This is a genomic window from Verrucosispora sp. WMMC514, from assembly GCF_027497295.1.
GTDB lineage: Bacteria > Actinomycetota > Actinomycetes > Mycobacteriales > Micromonosporaceae > Micromonospora > Micromonospora palythoicola.
The window spans coordinates 625382-643620 of the sequence record NZ_CP114906.1 but is presented as its reverse complement, the minus strand read 5'-3'; the positions used below and the strand labels follow the sequence as shown (position 1 = coordinate 643620).

Below are 18239 nucleotides of genomic sequence, written 5' to 3'. Positions count from 1 at the left end.
CGCTCCGCGTCCGGCGACCGTAGTGATCCGGGTCGCGGGCGCGATCCTGATGCCCGGCCCGTAGGTACGCGGGACCGGATCGCCCGGTACGCAGGACTGGTGGGCGCGCTGCTGCTGGCGGTCGCCGGCTACCTCGGTGGTGCTCTGCCGGACGCCGGCACCGGCTCCGACGGTGGCCCGCTGACTGTCACGTCGTGGTTGCTCGGCACCACCGCCATGGTGGGTGCCTGGTGGGCTTTGCGCGCCGGTGCGCCGTCGACGAGGTGGGCGTACGTCACCGCCGGGTCGTGGGCACTGCCGCTGCTGGTCACCGCCCCGCTGGGCAGCCGGGACGTCTATTCGTACGCCTGCCAGGGCTGGATCTACGCCGACGGGGGTGACCCGTACGCCATCGGGGTGGCCGCGGCCGGCTGCCCCTGGGCCGAGGCGGTCGCGCCGGTCTGGCGGGACACCCCGGCGCCGTACGGGCCGTTGTTCGTCCTGCTCGCCGCGCTGGCCGTGGTGCTCGGCGGCGGGTTGATCGGCACGGTGGTGCTGCTGCGGCTGCTGGCGCTCGCGGGCGTGCTGGCGGCGGCGGCCTGCCTGCCCGGCCTGGCCCGGGCGGCCGGCGTGCCGCCTCGGCGGGCGACCTGGCTGCTGCTGGCCTGCCCGCTGGTCGGGGTGCACCTGGTGGCCGGGGCGCACAACGACGCGGTGATGCTCGGCCTGCTCCTGCCGGCCCTGCTGATCCTGGTCCACCGTCCGGGCCGGCTCGGGTCGCTGCTCCTCGCCGATCCTCCGGGCCGGCTCGGGTCGCTGCGCCTGGTCGGTGTGCTGTTGCTCGCCGGGGTGCTGCTCGGACTGGCGGTGTCGGTGAAGGCGACCGCCGTGGTGGTGTTGCCGTTCGCGGCGCTGGCCGCCGTGCGGGGTCGGCCCGGCGTGCGGACGCTGCTGCGCGACGGTGGGTTGCTGGCCGTCGGCGCCGTCGGAGGGCTGCTGGTCCTGTCGCTGCTGACCGGTCTCGGGCTCGGCTGGCTCGGCGGGTTGGGCCGCAGCGGCAACACCGTGCAGTGGACCTCGCCACCGACCGCCATCGGCATGCTCATCGACTACGTCGGCGAACTATTCGCCCGCCACCCCAACGCCGTCCCACTGACCCGCACCGCCGGGCTGGCCCTCCTGGCCGTCCTACTCCTCCTCCTCTTCCACCACACCTACCGCACCCTGCGCCCCCCACCCCCACCCACCGCCCCCCGCCCGGACGCGTTGATCATGAGGTTAGCGGCACCGGTAAGCGCTTGCCGGGACGCTAACCTCATGATCAACGCATCTGAGGCGGCGGGGTGGCGGTGGCGGGTGGTGTTGGGGGGTGCGGGGGTGGGGTTGGTGGCCACGGTGGTGCTCGCGCCGGTGTTTCATCCCTGGTACGCGACGTGGCCGCTGGCGGTGCTCGCGGTGGCCGCGACCCGGACCACCTGGTTCGTGCTGCCGTGTGCGCTGGCCTCGTTCCTCGCTCTGCCGGACGGCACCAGTCTGGCCCGGCTCACCAAGGCCCCGGGCGCGATCGCGATGACAGCACTGGTCCTCGCCGCGCTCGTCTGGGCCCTGTTCCGCCGCCAAGCCTGGCGGTCGCCCGCACTGGTCGTCGGCGCTGCGCCGCCGCCCGGTCCTCCACCGAGTCGTGACTGACCCGCCCGTCCGCCCCCTTGCGGCGCGCGGCTGCGCGGCCGAAGCGTGGCAGCAAAGGTGCTCGACACGCCGGTGGGAAGGCACCTGCACTGCCACAGTTGCCGGGCCTCTCACGGCGCCGGGTGACTGGTGAGGGGCTGGTGGAGTGGGCTCGTCGGGTGAGGGGGCGGGCCCGGTCAGCGGCGGGTGCCGCAGGTGGGGCAGGGTGCTCATGCAGCCGCCCTTCGACGGTCTCCTCCCGGTCGAGTTCGACCAGGCCCGCGTCGGTGAGCCGGTCCAGCGCGCCGTAGAGGGTGCCGGGGCGCAGCGAGAGCCGGCCGTCGGAGAGGGCCGCGACCTCGCCGATGATCGCATCGTTCGGCGAGTGTCGTTGCCCCGATAATGAGGCGCATTGCGAAGGCGATGGGGGCGGAATGCTGGTCGAGGTTCATGGGGCGGATGTGCGGTCGGAGCAGGACTTCCACCGAATCTTGGAGAGCCAGCTCGACTTCGGCCCCTACTACGGCCGCAACCTTGACGCCCTCTGGGATCGACTCTCCACCGACATCGATCGACCGGTGCAGCTCCTCTGGCACGACGCGAGTGTCAGCCGACGCCAGCTCGGCGCGACGGAGTTCGACCGCATCCGTGATGTGCTGGACCGCGTTGTCGAGCAGGACGAACGGTTCGGGTGGAACGACCGGTTCACTTACGAGCTTCGATAGCAGTTGGCGACCGCAAGCCTCGGAACTCCAGCGATGGAGCGCCGAGGCTCCGGCGTGTCCGCCGGGCTCGCGTGGCCACCGCCGGGAGCGAAGCGGCAGGCGCTGCGCGCCCCGAGCCTTCCGGCGCGGTGGGGGATACACGGACTGCGGCACTACGCGACGGTGCTGATCCACGCGGGCGCATCGGTTAAGACGGTCCAGCTCGCGCTCGGGCACAGCACGCCGACCGTCACGCTCAACACCTACGTCCACGAGTGGCCGGACGTGCTCGACCGGACTCGGCTGCTCATCGACGGCGCGCTTCGGCCAACGCGGAACGGCGGCCATGCCAGCTGTGAGCCGGGCATGACCGCCGTCCGTCAGGTTGTACCCGACCTGTACCCAAGATCAGTGGTGATCCTGTTGGCCCAGGTCAGTGCCTTGTTCAGGCTCAGCAGTCGAAGTACATCGCGAACTCGTGCGGGGTCGGGCGCAGACGCACCGGGTCGACCTCGTTGGCCCGCTTCCAGTCGATCCAGGTGGAGATCAGGTCGGGGGTGAAGACGCCGCCGTCGAGCAGGTAGTCGTGGTCGGCCTCCAGCGAGTCCAGCACGGCCGGCAGCGAGCCCGGCACCTGCTTGACGTCGCCCCACTCCTCCGGCGGAAGGTCGTAGAGGTCCTTGTCGATCGGCGCCGGCGGCTCGATCTTGCTCTTGATGCCGTCCAGGCCGGCCATCAGCATCGCCGAGAAGGCGAGGTAGACGTTCGCCGACGGGTCCGGCACCCGGAACTCGACCCGCTTGGCCTTCGGGTTGCTGCCGGTGACCGGAATGCGGGTGCAGGCGGAGCGGTTGCGCTGCGAGTAGACCAGGTTGACCGGCGCCTCGAAGCCCGGCACCAGGCGACGGTACGAGTTGACCGTCGGGTTGGTGAAGGCCAGCAGCGACGGCGCGTGGTGCAGCAGACCGCCGATGTACCAGCGGGCGGTGTCGGACAGGCCGGCGTAGCCGGTCTCGTCGTAGAACAGCGGCTCGCCGCCCAGCCAGAGGCTCTGGTGGGTGTGCATGCCGGAGCCGTTGTCGCCGAAGAGCGGCTTCGGCATGAAGGTGGCGGTCTTGCCGGCGGCCCAGGCGGTGTTCTTCACGATGTACTTGAAGAGCTGGAGCTGGTCACCGGCGTGCAGCAGGGTGGAGAACTTGTAGTTGATCTCCGCCTGGCCGGCGGTGCCGACCTCGTGGTGCGAGCGCTCCACGGTGAAACCGGTGTCGATCAGCCGGCGGACGATCTGGTCGCGCAGGTCGGCGTAGTGGTCGACCGGCGGCACCGGGAAGTAGCCACCCTTGTACGCGGTCTTGTAGCCGCGGTTGCCGCCTTCCTCCTCACGACCGGTGTTCCAGGCGCCCTCGATCGAGTCGATGTAGTAGTACGCCTGGTGCGCGGAGGTCTCGTGACGGATGGAGTCGAAGATGTAGAACTCCGCCTCCGGACCGAAGTAGGCGGTGTCGGCGATGCCGCTGGCGGCGAGGTAGGCCTCGGCCTTCTTCGCCACGTTGCGCGGGTCACGCGAGTACGCCTCGCGGGTGAACGGGTCGTGGATGAAGAAGTTCAGCGCGAGGGTCTTCTGCGCGCGGAACGGGTCGATGAAGGCGGTGGCGACGTCCGGGAGCAGGAGCATGTCCGACTCGTGGATCGCCTGGAAGCCGCGGATCGACGACCCATCGAAAGCGAGACCGTTGGTGAAGAAGTCGTCGTCGACGGACTCCACCGGCAGGTTGAAGTGCTGCATGACGCCGGGCAGGTCACAGAAACGAACGTCGACGAACTTCACGTCCTCGTTCTTGAGGTAACGCAGGAGTTCCTCGGGATTGGCGAACACTCGTCCTCCTGGCACGTCCACGGATAGCTAGGCTCCTGGCGACGCTATGGCCGTGCGGTTGCCCGGCCATGTCTCCAGTGTTTCTGCCGTGTTACGTCCCTCGCGTTGGGTCACCTCGGTGCCTGACTCGGACACCTCAACCCGAGGGACGGGTCCGGCTGTGCCAGTGTAGTGAACCTTGATGAGATTGGTCCTTTTTGGCGCCACGCGTCGGCGCGGCCCCCGGCACCGATCCGGTTCGTCTCGCACCGTGCGCCGGGCCCGCACCCGGCGCGGCTCCGGCGCTGGCTAGGCTCGTCCGGGTGAGCACCCAACCGCGCCCGTCACCGCCCCCCGCCACGGACCCCGACTTCGTCCCGGCCGACCTCGGGCGTCGGTTCGGGGCGCTGCTCGTCGACTGGATTCTCTGCCTTCTCGCGTCGGGCCTGTTCGCCAGCCCCACCCGGGACGCCTGGGCACCGGTGCTGGTGCTGGTGCTGCTGTACGGGGTCTTCCTGGGGCTGTTCGCCCAGACACCTGGCATGTACCTGACCAGGATCCGGTGCGTCGACTGGACCGACGGCGGCCGGATCGGTCTGCTCCGGGCGCTGCTGCGGGGGGTGCTGCTGGCCCTGGTCGTCCCCGCCCTGCTGATGGACCAGCACCGGCGCGGTCTGCACGACCGCCTCACCGGCTCGGTCGTCACCCCCGTCCCGCGCTGACCCGCCCGGCCGTCGACCCCGCTCGCTGAACCCGGTCATCCGTGGCCGGCGGTGCGGCTCAGCGGCCGCGCATCTGGCGGGACGCGCCGCGCGGCGGGCGGAGGTTCTTCGGGATGGCCCCCTTGGGCATCTGCGGACGAGAGGTGAGCGCCTTGAGGCGCTTGTCCAGGGAGTTGACGTCCTTGCCGCTGAGGTTGCGGGGCAGCCGCATCAGCGTCATGCGTAGCTTGCGGATCGGCAGCTCGCCCTCGTCCTGCCCGATGACGTAGTCGTAGAGCGGAGCATTGCCGATCACCTTGGCCAGCCGCCGCTTCTCCTGGCCGAGCAGGCCGCGGACCCGCTGCGGATTGCCCTCCGCCAGCAGGATCACGCCGGGCCGCCCGATGACCAGGTGCACCATGTCCATCTGGGTGGTCGAGCTGACCGCCGGGGAGACCCGCCAGTCACCGCGCATGTTCTCCATGATCTGCGCGGCGGCACCCGGCTGCCCCTCGGCGGCGTTCATCATCGCCCGGTTCGACCGCAGGTTGAGCACGATCAACAGGCAGAGCAGGGCGAGCAGGATGCCCAGCGGCAACCAGAGCCAGCCCCAGAGCGCGACCGCGACCACGGTCAACGCGAGCGGGATCAGCACCGCACCGGTGGCCAAGGGGGCGAACCACTTGTCCTGCTTGGCGGTGAACCGGAACACCAACCCGATCTGCTTCAGCCGCTGGCCGAACGAGACCTTCTCCTGGGGCTTTGCCATGACGTCGAGTCTAGTGGGCGCCCGCCGCACAGTTGATCCGCGGCCGGCTGAGTACCTTACGACCCCGACCCGCCGCCAGCGACCCGGCGTAAGGAGGGCGAGCGGGCACAGATCAGGCAGCGTGCCCATGCCCCGGCGGCACCTTCGCGAGCAGAGTCAGTGTCATCAGTTGACGACGATCGCAGGGAGCGCGCCATGTTCGGTCACGACGCCGACCTCATGCTCACCCTCTACCGTACGCACGCTGCGGAGCTGCGGGCCGAGGCCGCCCAGGACCGGTTGGCGCGGACGCTGCCGCACCGCTCGGCACGCGGTTGGCTGCACCGCCGGCAGCATCGGACGCGCACCGACGAGGCCCGCCACTGAGCCGTGGGAGAGGACCAACCGCACCGTTCCCGCCCCGACACCACCACCGGTGTCGGGGCCGGCGGGAGTACGGTCACCGGCGGCGACACCAGCACCGGCGGAGGCACCGCCACCGGCACGAGCACCAGGGCCGGCACGGTCACGGACAGCGCGACAGGCACCAGCAGCGGCCCGGCGGACGGGGTTGGGGGGAACGGCCGGCGGGCCGGCGAGGCCGGGCGTGGCATGCTCGGTGCCGTGACCGTCCGCCCCACCAGTACCGTCCTCGTCGGCCGCCAGCGGGAGATGACCCGGCTACGCGAAGCGGTCGCCCGCGTCCGCGCCGGGGAGCCGGTCACCCTCCTGGTCGGTGGTGAGGCCGGGGTCGGCAAGACCCGCCTGCTGGAGGAGTTCGGCCGCGCCGTCGGTGACGACGCCCGCCTGCTGGTCGGGCAGTGCCTCGAACTCGGCGAGGCCGGCCTGCCGTTCGCCCCGTTCGCCGCGGTCCTGCGGGCGGTGCTGCGCCGCGACGGGACCGGCGTCCTCGACGGGTACGACGCCGAGTTCGCCCGCCTGCTGCCGGAGCTGGCCCGTCCGGCCGGCGCCACCGCACCCGCCGTGGCGCACCCCTCGGACGCCCCCCGGGGTTACCTGTTCGACCTGGTCGCCCAGCTGTTCGGCCGGCTCGCCGCCGCGCGACCACTGATCGTGGCGATCGAGGATCTGCACTGGGCGGACCGGTCGACCCGCGATCTCATCGGTTTCCTGGTGCGGGCGGGCCACCCCGGCCCGCTGCTGCTGATCTGCACCTATCGCACCGACGAGCTGCACCGGGGCCACCCGTTGCGGCCCTTCCTGGCCGAGCTGGACCGGGCCCGGGGCGTCGAACGGGTCGAGCTGTCCCGGCTGGAGCGGGACGGCACCGGGGCGGTCCTCGCCGGGCTGCTGGGCGCCGAGCCGGCCGCCCGGGCGGTCGACGACATCCACGACCGTACGCAGGGAAACCCCCTGTTCATCGAGGAACTCGCCGCCGCCGGCAGTCCGATCGGCTGCGCCGCGCTGCCGGAGACACTGCGCGATCTGCTGCTGGCCCGGGTCGACCGGCTGCCCGAGTCGGCCCAGCGGGTGCTGCGGATCGCCGCCGCCGGCGGCAACCGACTGGCACACCAACTGCTTGCCGAGGTCGCCGGACTGCCCGAGGCGGAGCTGGACGACGCGGTACGGGCCGCCGTCGCCGCGCAGCTGCTGGTCGCCGACCCGGACGGTGACTACGAGTTCCGCCACGCGCTGGTCCGTGAGGCGGTCCACGACGAGTTGCTGCCCGGCGAACACGCCCGGCTGCACGCCCGGTTCGCCGCGGCCATCGAGGCGCAGCCGCACCTGGTCGCCGCCGGCCGGGCACCGGCCGAGATCGCCCACCACTGGTACGCCGCCCATGACCACCCCCGGGCCCTGGTGGCCGCCCGGGCGGCCGCCGACGCCGCCGCCGACCGGTACGCGTACGCCGAGCAGACCCGGCTGCTGGAACGGGTGCTGGAACTGTGGGAGTTGGTGCCCGACGCCGCCGACCGGCTCGGCATGGACCACCTCGCGCTGTTGGAGGAGACGCTCGGCGCGGCGACCACGGCCGGTGACTACCAGCGTGCCCTGACCCTGACCCGGGCCGCGCTGGACGAGGTCGACACCGGTGCGGAGCCGCTGCGCGCGGCGCGGTTGCTGGATCGGCGCGGCCGGATGCTGGCCATGCTCGGCAAGAGCGACGGCGCCACCGAGCTGCGGGAGGCGTACCGGCTGGTGTCCGGGGTGTCGGACGGCCCGGACCGGCTGCGGCTGCTCGCCGACCTCGCCGATCACCTGGCCCGCATCGACCACGCCGACGCGGCCCGGATCGCCGTCGAGGTGGTGACCGCGGCGCAGGCGGCCGGCGCTCACGGTGCCCTGCTGCAGGTGCAGTTGGCGGTGCTGAAACGCCGGGAGGGCGCGGCGGATCTGGGGCTGGCCGAGCTGCGCCGCTGCGAGGCGCTGGCGCGGACCGCCGGGGACGCTCCGGCGCTGGTCAGCGCGCTGGTGCACATCTCCGACGTGCTGTACGAGCTGGGTCGGTACGACGAGTCGGCACAGGCCGCCGCCGACGGGGTGAGCGAGGCGCGTCGGGTCGGCATCAGCCGCTCCACCGGGGCGTACCTGCTCTCCAACCGGGCGGAGGCGCTGCTGGCGCTGGGCCGTTGGGCGGAGGCCGACCAGGTGTGCGCCGAGGCGGCCCGGCTCGACCCGCCAGGTGTCTCCGGGCTGCACTGGCTGCAACTGCGGGCGGCACTGCGACTGGCACAGGGGCATCCCCGCGCCGACGAGACGGTCGCCCGGGCGCTGAGCTTCCTCAGCAAGCCGTACCTGCATCCGCACAACCGGCTTCCGCTGCACCTGCTGCGGCTGGAGGCGGCGCTCGTGGCCGACGACCGGGCCGAGGCGCTGGGGGCGGCGCGGGCGAGCCTGACCGACCCGGCGATCGTCGACTGTCCCCGCTACAGCTGGCCGCTGCTGGCGGCGACGGCGCGGGTCGCCCGACACGTCGCCGCCGAGGCCACGGCCGCCGAGGTCGCCGCGTTGGCCGGCGGCGTCGCGGCCCGCTTCCCCGCCGAGAAGGCGTACGCCGCCGAGGTGATCGCCATCGTGGGATCTGGTGCCGAGGCGTCCGACACCGAGGCGCTGGCCGCCTGGCGGACGGCGGTCGCGGCCTGGCGGACCGCCGGTCAGCCCGGGGAACTGGCCCGGGTGCTCCTCAGTTACGCCGAGGCCGCGGCGGGGGCGGGACAGCGGGACGCGGTGGGTGCGGCGGTGAGCGAGGCGGCCGGGCTCGCCGACGGGCTCGGCGCGGTCCGGCTCGCCGAGCGGGCGGCCACCCTCGCCCGCCGGGTCGGCCTGCGTGCCGTGGGCCGGGGCCGGCCCGGCGCGGATCCGCTGACCGAGCGGGAACGCGAGGTGTTGCGCCTGGTCGCCGCAGGACACAGCAACAGCCGCATCGCCGAGCAGTTGTTCATCTCGCCCAAGACCGCGAGCGTGCACGTCTCCCGGATCATCGCCAAGCTGGACGTGACCAACCGGGTGGAGGCCGCCGCCCTCGCCCACCGCCTCAACCTGCTCACCGACAAACCCTGACCTCACCCCAGACCTAGTCGATCTTGCACGTCCGGTCGGTGCGAATGCCGCACAAGCCGCAGGACGGCGACCAAGACCGCGAGATCGACGGGGTCAGGGGTGGTCAGCGGGTGGGGAGGGGTGCGTGTTCGCGGGCGGCGAGCGCCTGCTGGTAGAGGCGGCCGGCGCGGTAGGAGGAGCGGACCAGGGGGCCGCTCATCACACCGGCGAAGCCGATCTCCTCGGCCTCCTCGCGCAGCTCGACGAACTCCTCCGGCTTGACCCAGCGTTCCACCGGGTGGTGCCGGGGGGAGGGGCGCAGGTACTGGGTGATGGTGATCAGCTCGCAGCCGGCGGCGTGCAGGTCGCGCAGAGCCTGGGAGATCTCGGCCCGCTCCTCGCCCATCCCGAGGATCAGGTTGCTCTTGGTGACCAGGCCGTCGGCGCGGGCCTGCCGGATGACGTCCAGGGACCGTTCGTAGCGGAAGGCCGGCCGGATCCGCTTGAAGATCCGGGGGACCGTCTCCACGTTGTGCGCGAGCACCTCGGGCCGGGCGCCGAAGACCTCGGCGAGCTGCTCGGGTACCGCGTTGAAGTCGGGGATCAACAGCTCGACGCCACAGCCCGGCTGCAGGGCGTGGATCTGCCGGACCGTCTCGGCGTAGAGCCAGGCCCCGCCGTCGGGCAGGTCGTCGCGGGCGACGCCGGTGATGGTGGCGTACCGCAGCCCCATCGAGACCACCGACTCGGCGACCCGACGCGGCTCGTCGGCGTCGAACTCGGCCGGCTTGCCGGTGTCGATCTGGCAGAAGTCGCAGCGGCGGGTGCACTGGTCACCGCCGATGAGGAAGGTGGCCTCGCGGTCCTCCCAGCATTCGTAGATGTTGGGACAGCCGGCCTCCTGGCACACCGTGTGCAGCCCTTCGCGCGAGACCAACCCGCGCAGCTGGGTGTACTCCGGGCCCATCTTGGCCTTGACCTTGATCCACGGCGGTTTGCGCTCGATCGGCGTCTCGGCGTTGCGTGCCTCGATCCGCAGCAGTCGCCGCCCCTCGGGTGCGGGCGTCGCGGTACTCGCGGCCTGGCCGGTCGTCGGCGCGGAGTGCTCGATCGTCACAAAACGAGCCTACGCCGGACGGCGGCGGTCGATGAACGGCGGGCGACGGCCGTCACCCCGGAAATGCTGTGACGCCGGACACCGGAGCCGGGAAAACCACGTAACAGGACGGTCCGGCGAGGTGTTACGGTGCCCGACGAACAGCGACGACGGAGCCGAGTAGCGCACCGACCCGCCAGTTGAAGAGAGCCGCCGGTTGCTGCGAGGCGGTCTGGCGCCGGCCCGCGAAGACCCTCCCGAGCCGCGGGAAGAACGGCGTACGGTGCCGGCCCTGGTGGAGCGGGGTCACCCCGGCCGCCCAGTAGACCCCGCCCGGCTGGCCCCGGTGAAAAGGCGACGAACGAGGCTCCCGTCCCGTCGGGAGCGAAGGTGTGGTGGCACCGCGAGGTTTCCCGCTCGCCCACACCTCCCGGGGATCGCGTTGCGATTGATCGAGGAGGTAGCCATGCAACGCATCCTGTCCGACCAGCTCACGCCGTACACCGGGCGCACCGTCCGGGTTGCCGGCTGGGTCCACCGCCGCCGGCTGCTCAAGTCGGTGGCCTTCCTGATCGTCCGGGACGCCGCCGGCCTGGCGCAGGTGGTGGTCACCGACCCCGTGGTGCGCGCCGAGGTCGCGGCGCTGCCGGAGGAGACCGTCGTCGAGGTGGTGGCCACCGTGGTCGCGAACGCGGCGGCACCCGGCGGGTTGGAGTTGACCGACCCGACGGTACGTCCGCTCGGCCCGCCCGCCGCGCCGCCCCCGTTCGACCTGTACCGGCCCGAGCTGTCGGCCACCCTGCCGACGCAGCTGGACCATGCCCCGGTCGCCCTGCGTCACCCGACCCGGTCGGCCGCATTGCGGATCTCCGCGGCGGCGGTGGCCGGCTTCCGGGCCTCGTTGGACGCCCGCCGCTTCGTGGAGATCCAGACACCCAAGGTGGTCGCCGCCAGCACCGAGAGCGGGGCGAACGTCTTCGCCCTGGACTGGTTCGGTCGGCCCGCGTACCTGGCCCAGTCGCCGCAGTTCTACAAGCAGCTGATGGTCGGGGTCTTCGAGCGGGTGTACGAGGTCGGGCCGGTGTTCCGCGCCGAACCGCACGACACCGTGCGACACCTGGCGCAGTACACCTCGCTCGACGTCGAGCTGGGTTTCGTCACCGACCACCGGGACGTGATGGCGGTGCTGCGGGACACCCTCGCCGGGATGCTCGACGCGGTCGGTGACCGGGCCGGTGCCGCGCTGGCCGCCCTCGGCGTCACGCCCCCACCGGTGCCGGACCAGATCCCGGCGGTGCACTTCACCGACGCGCTGCGGATCGCCGGCGCGCCGGCCGACGAACCGGACCTGGCCCCGGCGCACGAACGGGCGCTGGGGGAGTGGGCCCGGCGCGAACACGGGTCGGAGTTCCTCTTCGTCACCGGGTACCCGATGGCGAAGCGGCCCTTCTACACCCATCCGGACCCGGCACGGCCGGGCTACTCCAACGGCTTCGACCTGCTGTTCCGGGGCCTCGAGCTGGTCACCGGCGGACAGCGGCTGCACCGGCACGCCGACTATCTGGCCGCGCTGACCGCCCGAGGTGAGCCGGTGGAGCCGTACGCCGGCTACGTCGACGCCTTCCGCCACGGCATGCCCCCGCACGGCGGCTTCGCCATCGGCCTGGAACGCCTCGTCGCCCGCCTCACCGGCGCCCCCAACATCCGCGAGGTGACCCCCTTCCCCCGCGACCTCCACCGCCTGACCCCCTGACCCCCTGACCCTTCAACGTCCGACGGGACCACCACCGCCGGCGGCGCTCTTCGGAGTGCTGCTCGGGCTCGGTCGCACGAGGAGTTGACCAAGAAGTTTGCGTCCGGATCCGCGCCCTGGCCCGACGCAAACTTCTTGATCAACCAAGGGTCTGGTGGGTGGGGTGGTTCAGGGGGTGGGGTGCAGGGTGGGGAGGTGGCGTTCGACTGTGGGGAGGACGTCGGTGACGGTGACGGGGCGGTTCAGTTCGGCGGTCAGCGAGGTGACGCCGGCGTCGCGGATGCCGCAGGGCACGATCCGGTCGAAGGCGGTCAGGTCGCAGTCGCAGTTGATCGAGAAGCCGTGCAGGGTGACACCCCGGGCGACCCGGATGCCGATCGCGGCGACCTTACGCTCCGGGCCGCGGTCGTCGGCCGGCACCCAGACCCCGCTGCGTCCCTCGACCCGGCCGGCGGTCAGGCCGAACTCGGCGCAGACGTCGATCAGCAACTGCTCGACCCGGCGCACGTACGCGACCACGTCGACCGGGTCGGGCAGGCGGACGATCGGGTAGCCCACCAGCTGGCCCGGGCCGTGCCAGGTGATCTTGCCGCCCCGGTCCACGTCGATCACCGGGGTGCCGTCGACCGGACGGTCCCACGGCTCGGTGCGCTTGCCCGCGGTGTAGACGCTCGGATGTTCCAGCAGCAGCACGGTGTCATTCTGCCCGCCGGTGACCACCGCCTCGTGCAGGCGACGCTGTTCGTCCCAGGCGGCGGCGTAGTCGAGGACACCGGCGCGTACGGCCGTCAGGCCGGAGGTCGTCACGGTCACCCGTCCAGCCTAGACCCGTACCCGCTGGTCACCAGTGGTGAGCCGGCTCACCGCCGGACCCGCCGCGTTGGCCGCCGGACCCGCCGCGGTCACCGGCGGACCCGCCACACCCAGACGTCCTCGACCCGTTCCGGCTCGCCGAAGAGCAGGACCAGGGTGCGGCGGACGGCCTCCTCGTCGACCGGCCACTTGGCACCGTGCACCTCGTCGGCGAGCACCACCGTCTCGATCCGCCAGTGCTCCAGGTCGGCGCGCACCTCCTCGCGGGTGCCCTCGGTGACGATCGGCGGCAGCCCGGTGCGGGCGGCCTGGTCCAGCAGCGCGCCGAACGGGCGCGGCACCGGACCGATGCGGCCCCGGTCGTCGGGACCGCCGGGGCCGAGGAAGAACCCGGACGGGATGGCGAACTCGCCCTGCCGGTGCGCCAGCGCGTACGCCTGCCAGCGTTGACCGTCGGGGTAGACGTCGAGGGTGAGCGGTGCCGGGGTCAGCACCCCGCCGGGGGAGACGTGGTCCCGCCAGGCGCCGGAGGTGATGAAACGGGGAATCGGCTCGCGTTCGCTGGTCAGCAGCGGGGTGGGGAACAGGGGCACCAGGGCCACCGCGAAGCCGACGGTCCACGCCACCGCCGCCGGGCGCGACGGCGGGCGGCGCCGCAACTGGTCCACCGCGTACGCCAGCAGCAGGCCGATCACCGGCGTCACCACGAGCGCGAACCGGGCGGGCAGCGCGGCGTTCACCACCGGCAGGTGCCCGAGCAGGTCGAAGGGCATCGGCAGGTCGGTGCGCCGGCCCTCGACCTTGGCCACCGGCCCGAAGGAGAGCGCGGTGAACACCACCGCGAGGATCCCGAGGGCCCACAGGGTCGCCCGCCGGCGTGCGTCACCGCCCCGCCACAGCAGCACGAAACAGCCGATGGCCAGCACCAGCAGCGGCAGCCCGAAGAAGGAGTTCTCCTCGGTCGGGTTCGGTGCCAGCGAGGTGCCGAACCCGGCCTCGCCCGCCAGCGAGCGGCGCGGGTAGGCGGCGTACGCGGCGATGTCCTCGGAGTGGATCACCGCGTCGAAGCCGGTGCCGTGGAACCGCTGCGGTCCGGCGAAGTGCAGCCACAGCGGGTACGCCAGCAACACCCCGGCCACCACCGCGGTGACCACCAGCCCGCGCAGGAACGACGGCAGGACGGCGCGGGCCTCCGCCCGGTTGGCCGGATGCAGCGCCCAGACCGCGACGAAGAGACCGAGCGCCAGCGCGGTGAAGAACAGGCCCTCGGCGGCGATCGAGAAGGCGACCGCGACGAGTACGCCGAGGATGGCGCCGTCGCGCAGCCAGTGGCCAGGGCGGCGCAACGCGAACAGCCGCCACACCAGCAGTGGTACCAGCCAGCCGGCGGTCCAGTTCAGGTGGGCGTTGGCGTGCGAGACCATCCCGGGGGAGAAGCCGATGAACAGCCCGCCGACCGCGGCGGCGAGCGGGCTGCGGACCATGTGCCGGGAGAGCAGCCAGTACCAGGCGATGGCGGTGGCGGCCAGGTTCAGGGTGAGGATCACCAGGAAGGTGGCCGGCGGGCCGATCAGGTACGTCAGCGGGGCGAAGACCGCCGCGTACACCGTGATCGAGGTGTTGACCGCGAGGTTGACCCCGTCGGGGACGTTGATCAGATAGGTGTAGAGCGGGTTGTCCCCGTGGGTCAGCGCGTGCCCGCCGAAGGCCAGCAGCCACTCGAACAGCGCCTGGTCGCTGGAGTTGACGGTGATCGTCCGTCCGTTCGGGTCGATCCACAGCCCGCTGGTCACCCAACCGGCCAGCGCCAACGCGACCAGCACCACGATCAGGTCGGTACGGCGGTCGCGGGCGACCCGCGACGGCGACGGTGAGGCGGGCGCGGACGCCACGGACGGGGAGGTGGGCACCTAGCGGACGTTACCAACCGCACCGGTACACGCCGGTCAGACCCGGCAGGTAGCCGCCGGCCCGCCGTGCCACACCCGGGCATCGACGAATGTGTGCACGGCCACCATGTCATCGGTGCGACACAACTGCGTAACGTCGCGGCAATCATTGGTGACCCAGCTCACACCCTATGGAGGCTCTCGTGCGCCGCACCCGTACCCGGCTCGCCGGTGCGCTGGCCGGGCTGGCCCTGGCCGCCACCGCGCTGGTGGCCGTCGCCGCGCCCGCCCAGGCCGCAACCCTGACCCAGGTCACCGGCTTCGGTTCGAACCCCGGCAACCTCGCCATGTACGCGTACCGGCCGGACAACCTGCCCTCCGGTGCCCCGGCCGTGGTGCTGCTGCACGGCTGCGCCCAGAACGCCAGCGGCTACTTCACCAACTCCGGCTGGCAGAAGTACGCCGACCAGTGGCGGTTCGCGCTGATCGTGCCCGAGCAGCGGTCGGCCAACAACTCCAGTTCCTGCTTCAACTGGTTCGAGACCGGCGACACGACCCGGGGGCAGGGCGAGGCGCTCTCCATCAAGCAGATGGTCGACCACGCGCGGTCGGCGTACGGCACGGCCGCCAACCGGGTCTACGTCAGCGGGCTGTCGGCCGGCGGGGCGATGAGCGCCACCATGCTCGCGACCTACCCGGACGTCTTCGCCGGTGGTTCGGTCATCGCCGGGCTGCCGCACCGCTGCGCCACCAGCATGGTCAACGCCTTCTCCTGCATGAGCCCGGGTGTGGACAAGACTCCCGCGCAGTGGGGCGACCTGGTCCGCAACGCTTACCCCGGATACTCCGGTGCCCGTCCGAAGGTGGCCATCTGGCACGGGACCAGCGACTACACGGTGGCGACGGCGAACGCCACCGAGTCCCGTGACCAGTGGACGAACGTGCTCGGTGTCTCGCAGACGCCCACCAGCACCCGGCAACTGCCGGCCGGCACCAGCGTCGAGGTGTACGGCAACGACGTGGTCCGGGTGCACCGGGTATCCGGGATGGGTCACGGCACCCCCGTCGACCCGGGCTCGGGCGCGGAGCAGTGCGGCACCGCTGCCGCGTACTTCCTGGACACCATCTGCTCGACGTACCACGACGCGCTCTTCTTCGGCCTGAACGGCGGCACCACCCCGCCCCCCACGACGACCCCGACCCCGAGCCCGACCCCGACCGCGAGCCCCACCCCGACGGCGAGCCCGACCCCCACCGCCGCCCCGACCTGCGTCACCGCCAGCAACTACGCCCACGTCACCGCCGGCCGCGCCTACCACTCCGGCGGCTACGCCTACGCCACCGGCTCCAACCAGCGCATGGGCCTGTACAACACCTTCTACACCACCACCCTGCGCCAAACCGCCCCCAACCACTGGGTGATCGGCTGCTAACCCCACCCCCACCCCGTTGATCATGAGGTTGGCGGCAGTCCTGGAGATCATCTTCGCCGCCAACCTCATGATCAACGCGTGCACGGAGAGGGGCGGGCGGTCAGTCGTGGAGGGCGGCGTGGAGGGCGGCGTGGAGGGCGGTGCGGAGGTCGGGGTGGCGGAAGGTGAACTGGGCGCGGTTGAGGACGCCGGGGAGGACTCGGGTGCTGGTCAACGCCTCCTGGGCGAAGCCGCCCAGGGCCACCTTCAGGGCCAGCGCCGGGATCGGGATGACCGCGGGGCGGTTCAATTGGCGGGCCAACTCACGGGTGAACTCGGCGTTGGTGACCGGGGCCGGGCCGACCACGTTCACCGGTCCGGCGAGGTCGGCCCGGGCCAGCAGGAACGTGGTCGCGTTGAGCCAGTCGGTCATCGAGATCCACGGAATCCACTGCCGGCCGCTGCCGAGCCGACCGGCGATACCCAGCTTGAACGGCAGCAGTTGCGGCTTGAGCAGGCCACCGTCGCGGTGCAGCGGCAGCCCGGTACGCAGTCGCACCACCCGCACCCCGGCGTCCTCGGCCGGCCGGGTGGCCGCCTCCCACACCCGGGCCACGTCGGCGAGGAAACCCTCGCCGGCCGGCGCGTCCTCCTCCACCACCCGGTCACCGGTGTTGCCGTACCAGCCGATCGCCGAGGAGTTCAGCAGCACCTCCGGTCGGTCCGCGACGGGCAGACCGGCGATCGTGGTGGCCAGGGTGGTGGTGGTGTCCACCCGGCTGGACCGGATCAACTGCCGGTACCTGTCGTTCCAACGCCGGTCGCCGACGCCCGCGCCGGCCAGGTTGATCACCGCGTCGGCCTCGGCGACCACCGCCGGGTCCAACTGCGCCGCCGACGGCGACCACTGTCGCTCGTCGGCGGCGCGCGGCGGGCGTCGTACCAGCCGGGTCACCTGGTGCCCGTCGGCCACGAGCAGGTCGACCAGCCGGGTGCCGAGGAAGCCGGACGCGCCGGCCATGAGGATCCGCATGCCCTCCATCTTCGGGTACGCGCGACGACCCGGCCCGGTCGAGTCGGTCACGCCGGCGTGACGGCCCCGTTCGAGCGAAGCGCCGACAGGTGCCGCTCCACCTCGTCGTAGGCGTCGGCGGGCAGCGGCCCGAGGGTGAGCACCCGGGTGTTCTCCTGCACCTGGGCCACCGTGCGGAACCCGGGAATCGGCACCGTACGCGGGCTGCGCGCCAGCAGCCAGCCGAGCGCGCCCTGGGCGAGGGTACGGCCGTCGACGGTGAGCGCCTCGCGTACCCGAGCCACCCGCTGCGCCCACTGCGGTGCCGGCTGGCCGTCGGTGAACCAGGGCAACCACTCCGGTGCCCGCCCCCGCACGTCGTCGTCGCCCAGCGACCGGGTGGCGGCGGTGAGCAGCCCCATCGCCAGCGGCCCCCGGTTGATGCTGGCCAGGTCGTACGTGTCGCAGACCGCGAGCATCTCGGCGTTGTCCCGCAGCACGGACTGGTCGTGCTGGATCGCCGTGCAGTGCGGGGCGGCCGGGGCGAAGGCGGCAGCCGAGGCGGGGTGGTCGGTGCTCCACCCGTACGCCCGGATCTTGCCCTGGGTGACCATGCTCTCCAGCGTGTCGACCAGGTCGAGTGCGAGCGCCGGCGCCAGGTCGTTCAGGTGCAGTTGCAACAGGTCGACGTGATCGGTGCCGAGGCGGCGCAGCGACGCCTCCAGGCTGGCCACCGCGTATTCGGGACGGTGGTCCTCGCCGGTGGCCCGGCGGGTCGCCTCCTCGGCGGTGTAGCCGAACTTGGTGGCGAGCACCACCTGGTCGCGACGGCCGGCGAGCGCCCGGCCCAGCACCCGCTCGCTGTGGCCGGCCCCGTAGTTGCTGGCCGTGTCGAAGAAGGTCACCCCGTGCTCGATCGCCGCGTGCACGGCCCGCACCGACTCCTCGTCGTCCACCTCGCCCCAGCCCAGCGGCTGCCGGTAGTCACCCCACAGTGGCCCGCCGATCGCCCAGCAGCCCATGCCGATGGCGCTGACCTCGATGCCGCTGCGACCCAGTTTCCGTGTCGTCGTCATGCGGGCAAGCGTCGCGCTTGGAGCGCACTCGA

15 protein-coding genes and 1 pseudogene are annotated in these 18239 nt (G+C 72.3%); 8 read left to right on the top strand and 8 right to left on the bottom strand.

The window, feature by feature from the left end:
- Positions 1–78: 78 nt before the first annotated feature.
- Positions 79–1668 carry a polyprenol phosphomannose-dependent alpha 1,6 mannosyltransferase MptB gene (gene mptB / locus O7597_RS02785; RefSeq protein ID WP_281583362.1) on the top strand — a complete coding sequence of 530 codons (1590 nt, stop codon included), beginning with the start codon at positions 79–81 and terminating at the stop codon, positions 1666–1668.
- A gap of 214 nt (positions 1669–1882) precedes the next feature.
- Here the strand turns inward: mptB and O7597_RS02780 are convergent.
- Positions 1883–2017 (bottom strand): annotated as a pseudogene (locus tag O7597_RS02780) (helix-turn-helix transcriptional regulator); the annotation flags it as partial.
- Here O7597_RS02780 and O7597_RS02775 point away from each other — a divergent pair.
- Complete coding sequence (locus tag O7597_RS02775; protein ID WP_332317103.1) at positions 2013–2372, top strand: barstar family protein; 360 nt, start codon at positions 2013–2015, stop codon at positions 2370–2372. The pseudogene O7597_RS02780 and the gene O7597_RS02775 overlap by 5 nt on opposite strands.
- Before the next feature lie 33 nt (positions 2373–2405).
- Positions 2406–2912 carry a tyrosine-type recombinase/integrase gene (locus tag O7597_RS02770; RefSeq protein WP_269737581.1) on the top strand — a complete coding sequence of 169 codons (507 nt, stop codon included), beginning with the start codon at positions 2406–2408 and terminating at the stop codon, positions 2910–2912.
- Here the strand turns inward: O7597_RS02770 and glnA are convergent.
- Entirely contained in the window at positions 2803–4227 is a 1425-nt protein-coding gene (gene glnA, locus O7597_RS02765; RefSeq protein WP_164449279.1) for a type I glutamate--ammonia ligase, read from the bottom strand. The genes O7597_RS02770 and glnA overlap by 110 nt on opposite strands.
- A gap of 302 nt (positions 4228–4529) precedes the next feature.
- On the opposite strand from glnA, the gene O7597_RS02760 reads away from it, so the two are divergent.
- A complete protein-coding gene (locus tag O7597_RS02760) occupies positions 4530–4928 on the top strand; it encodes an RDD family protein (RefSeq protein WP_281581929.1) in 399 nt (132 codons plus the stop codon).
- A gap of 58 nt (positions 4929–4986) precedes the next feature.
- Here O7597_RS02760 and O7597_RS02755 read toward each other — a convergent pair whose 3' ends face one another.
- A complete protein-coding gene (locus tag O7597_RS02755) occupies positions 4987–5676 on the bottom strand; it encodes a DUF4191 domain-containing protein (protein ID WP_281581928.1) in 690 nt (229 codons plus the stop codon).
- A gap of 195 nt (positions 5677–5871) precedes the next feature.
- Here O7597_RS02755 and O7597_RS02750 point away from each other — a divergent pair, with 195 nt between their 5' ends.
- Together O7597_RS02750 and O7597_RS02745 are read left to right on the top strand one after the other, a co-directional pair.
- Positions 5872–6042 (top strand): hypothetical protein, encoded by a 171-nt coding sequence (locus O7597_RS02750; RefSeq protein ID WP_281581927.1) that lies wholly within the window; start codon positions 5872–5874, stop codon positions 6040–6042.
- A 237-nt stretch (positions 6043–6279) separates the two neighbouring features.
- Positions 6280–9177 (top strand): AAA family ATPase, encoded by a 2898-nt coding sequence (locus O7597_RS02745; RefSeq protein ID WP_281581926.1) that lies wholly within the window; start codon positions 6280–6282, stop codon positions 9175–9177.
- A gap of 103 nt (positions 9178–9280) precedes the next feature.
- On the opposite strand, the gene lipA is transcribed toward O7597_RS02745, so the two are convergent.
- The gene (gene lipA, locus O7597_RS02740; RefSeq protein ID WP_269737577.1) at positions 9281–10273 is read right to left on the bottom strand and encodes a lipoyl synthase; all 993 of its coding nucleotides are present in this window, start codon (positions 10271–10273) and stop codon (positions 9281–9283) included.
- A 445-nt stretch (positions 10274–10718) separates the two neighbouring features.
- Between lipA and aspS the strand changes: the two genes are divergently transcribed.
- On the top strand, positions 10719–12005 hold the full coding sequence (gene aspS, locus O7597_RS02735) for an aspartate--tRNA(Asn) ligase (protein WP_281581925.1): 1287 nt from the start codon (positions 10719–10721) through the stop codon (positions 12003–12005).
- Positions 12006–12173: 168 nt separating this feature from the next.
- On the opposite strand, the gene lipB is transcribed toward aspS, so the two are convergent.
- Both lipB and O7597_RS02725 read right to left on the bottom strand, forming a co-directional pair.
- Positions 12174–12818, bottom strand: a complete 645-nt coding sequence (gene lipB, locus O7597_RS02730; RefSeq protein ID WP_269737575.1) for a lipoyl(octanoyl) transferase LipB — start codon at positions 12816–12818, stop codon at positions 12174–12176.
- Positions 12819–12907: 89 nt separating this feature from the next.
- A complete protein-coding gene (locus tag O7597_RS02725) occupies positions 12908–14728 on the bottom strand; it encodes a DUF2079 domain-containing protein (RefSeq protein ID WP_269737574.1) in 1821 nt (606 codons plus the stop codon).
- A 182-nt stretch (positions 14729–14910) separates the two neighbouring features.
- Between O7597_RS02725 and O7597_RS02720 the strand changes: the two genes are divergently transcribed.
- Positions 14911–16140 carry a PHB depolymerase family esterase gene (locus tag O7597_RS02720; RefSeq protein ID WP_269737573.1) on the top strand — a complete coding sequence of 410 codons (1230 nt, stop codon included), beginning with the start codon at positions 14911–14913 and terminating at the stop codon, positions 16138–16140.
- 100 nt (positions 16141–16240) lie between these two features.
- On the opposite strand, the gene O7597_RS02715 is transcribed toward O7597_RS02720, so the two are convergent.
- Both O7597_RS02715 and O7597_RS02710 read right to left on the bottom strand, forming a co-directional pair.
- A complete protein-coding gene (locus O7597_RS02715) occupies positions 16241–17152 on the bottom strand; it encodes a TIGR01777 family oxidoreductase (RefSeq protein ID WP_269737572.1) in 912 nt (303 codons plus the stop codon).
- Positions 17153–17199: 47 nt separating this feature from the next.
- Positions 17200–18207: an aldo/keto reductase gene (locus tag O7597_RS02710; RefSeq protein WP_269737571.1), complete on the bottom strand. Its 1008-nt coding sequence runs from the start codon at positions 18205–18207 to the stop codon at positions 17200–17202.
- Between the last annotated feature and the right edge of the window lie 32 nt (positions 18208–18239).

Excerpts from the sequence above, each read along its gene's own strand:
- O7597_RS02755 (WP_281581928.1), bottom strand. The coding sequence starts at position 5,676 with ATGGCAAAGCCCCAGGAGAAGGTCTCGTTCGGCCAGCGGCTGAAGCAG.
- O7597_RS02710 (WP_269737571.1), bottom strand. The coding sequence starts at position 18,207 with ATGACGACGACACGGAAACTGGGTCGCAGCGGCATCGAGGTCAGCGCC.
- O7597_RS02750 (WP_281581927.1), top strand. The coding sequence starts at position 5,872 with ATGTTCGGTCACGACGCCGACCTCATGCTCACCCTCTACCGTACGCAC.
- O7597_RS02775 (WP_332317103.1), top strand. The coding sequence starts at position 2,013 with ATGATCGCATCGTTCGGCGAGTGTCGTTGCCCCGATAATGAGGCGCAT.
- aspS (WP_281581925.1), top strand. The coding sequence starts at position 10,719 with ATGCAACGCATCCTGTCCGACCAGCTCACGCCGTACACCGGGCGCACC.
- O7597_RS02715 (WP_269737572.1), bottom strand. The coding sequence starts at position 17,152 with ATGCGGATCCTCATGGCCGGCGCGTCCGGCTTCCTCGGCACCCGGCTG.
- O7597_RS02770 (WP_269737581.1), top strand. The coding sequence starts at position 2,406 with ATGGAGCGCCGAGGCTCCGGCGTGTCCGCCGGGCTCGCGTGGCCACCG.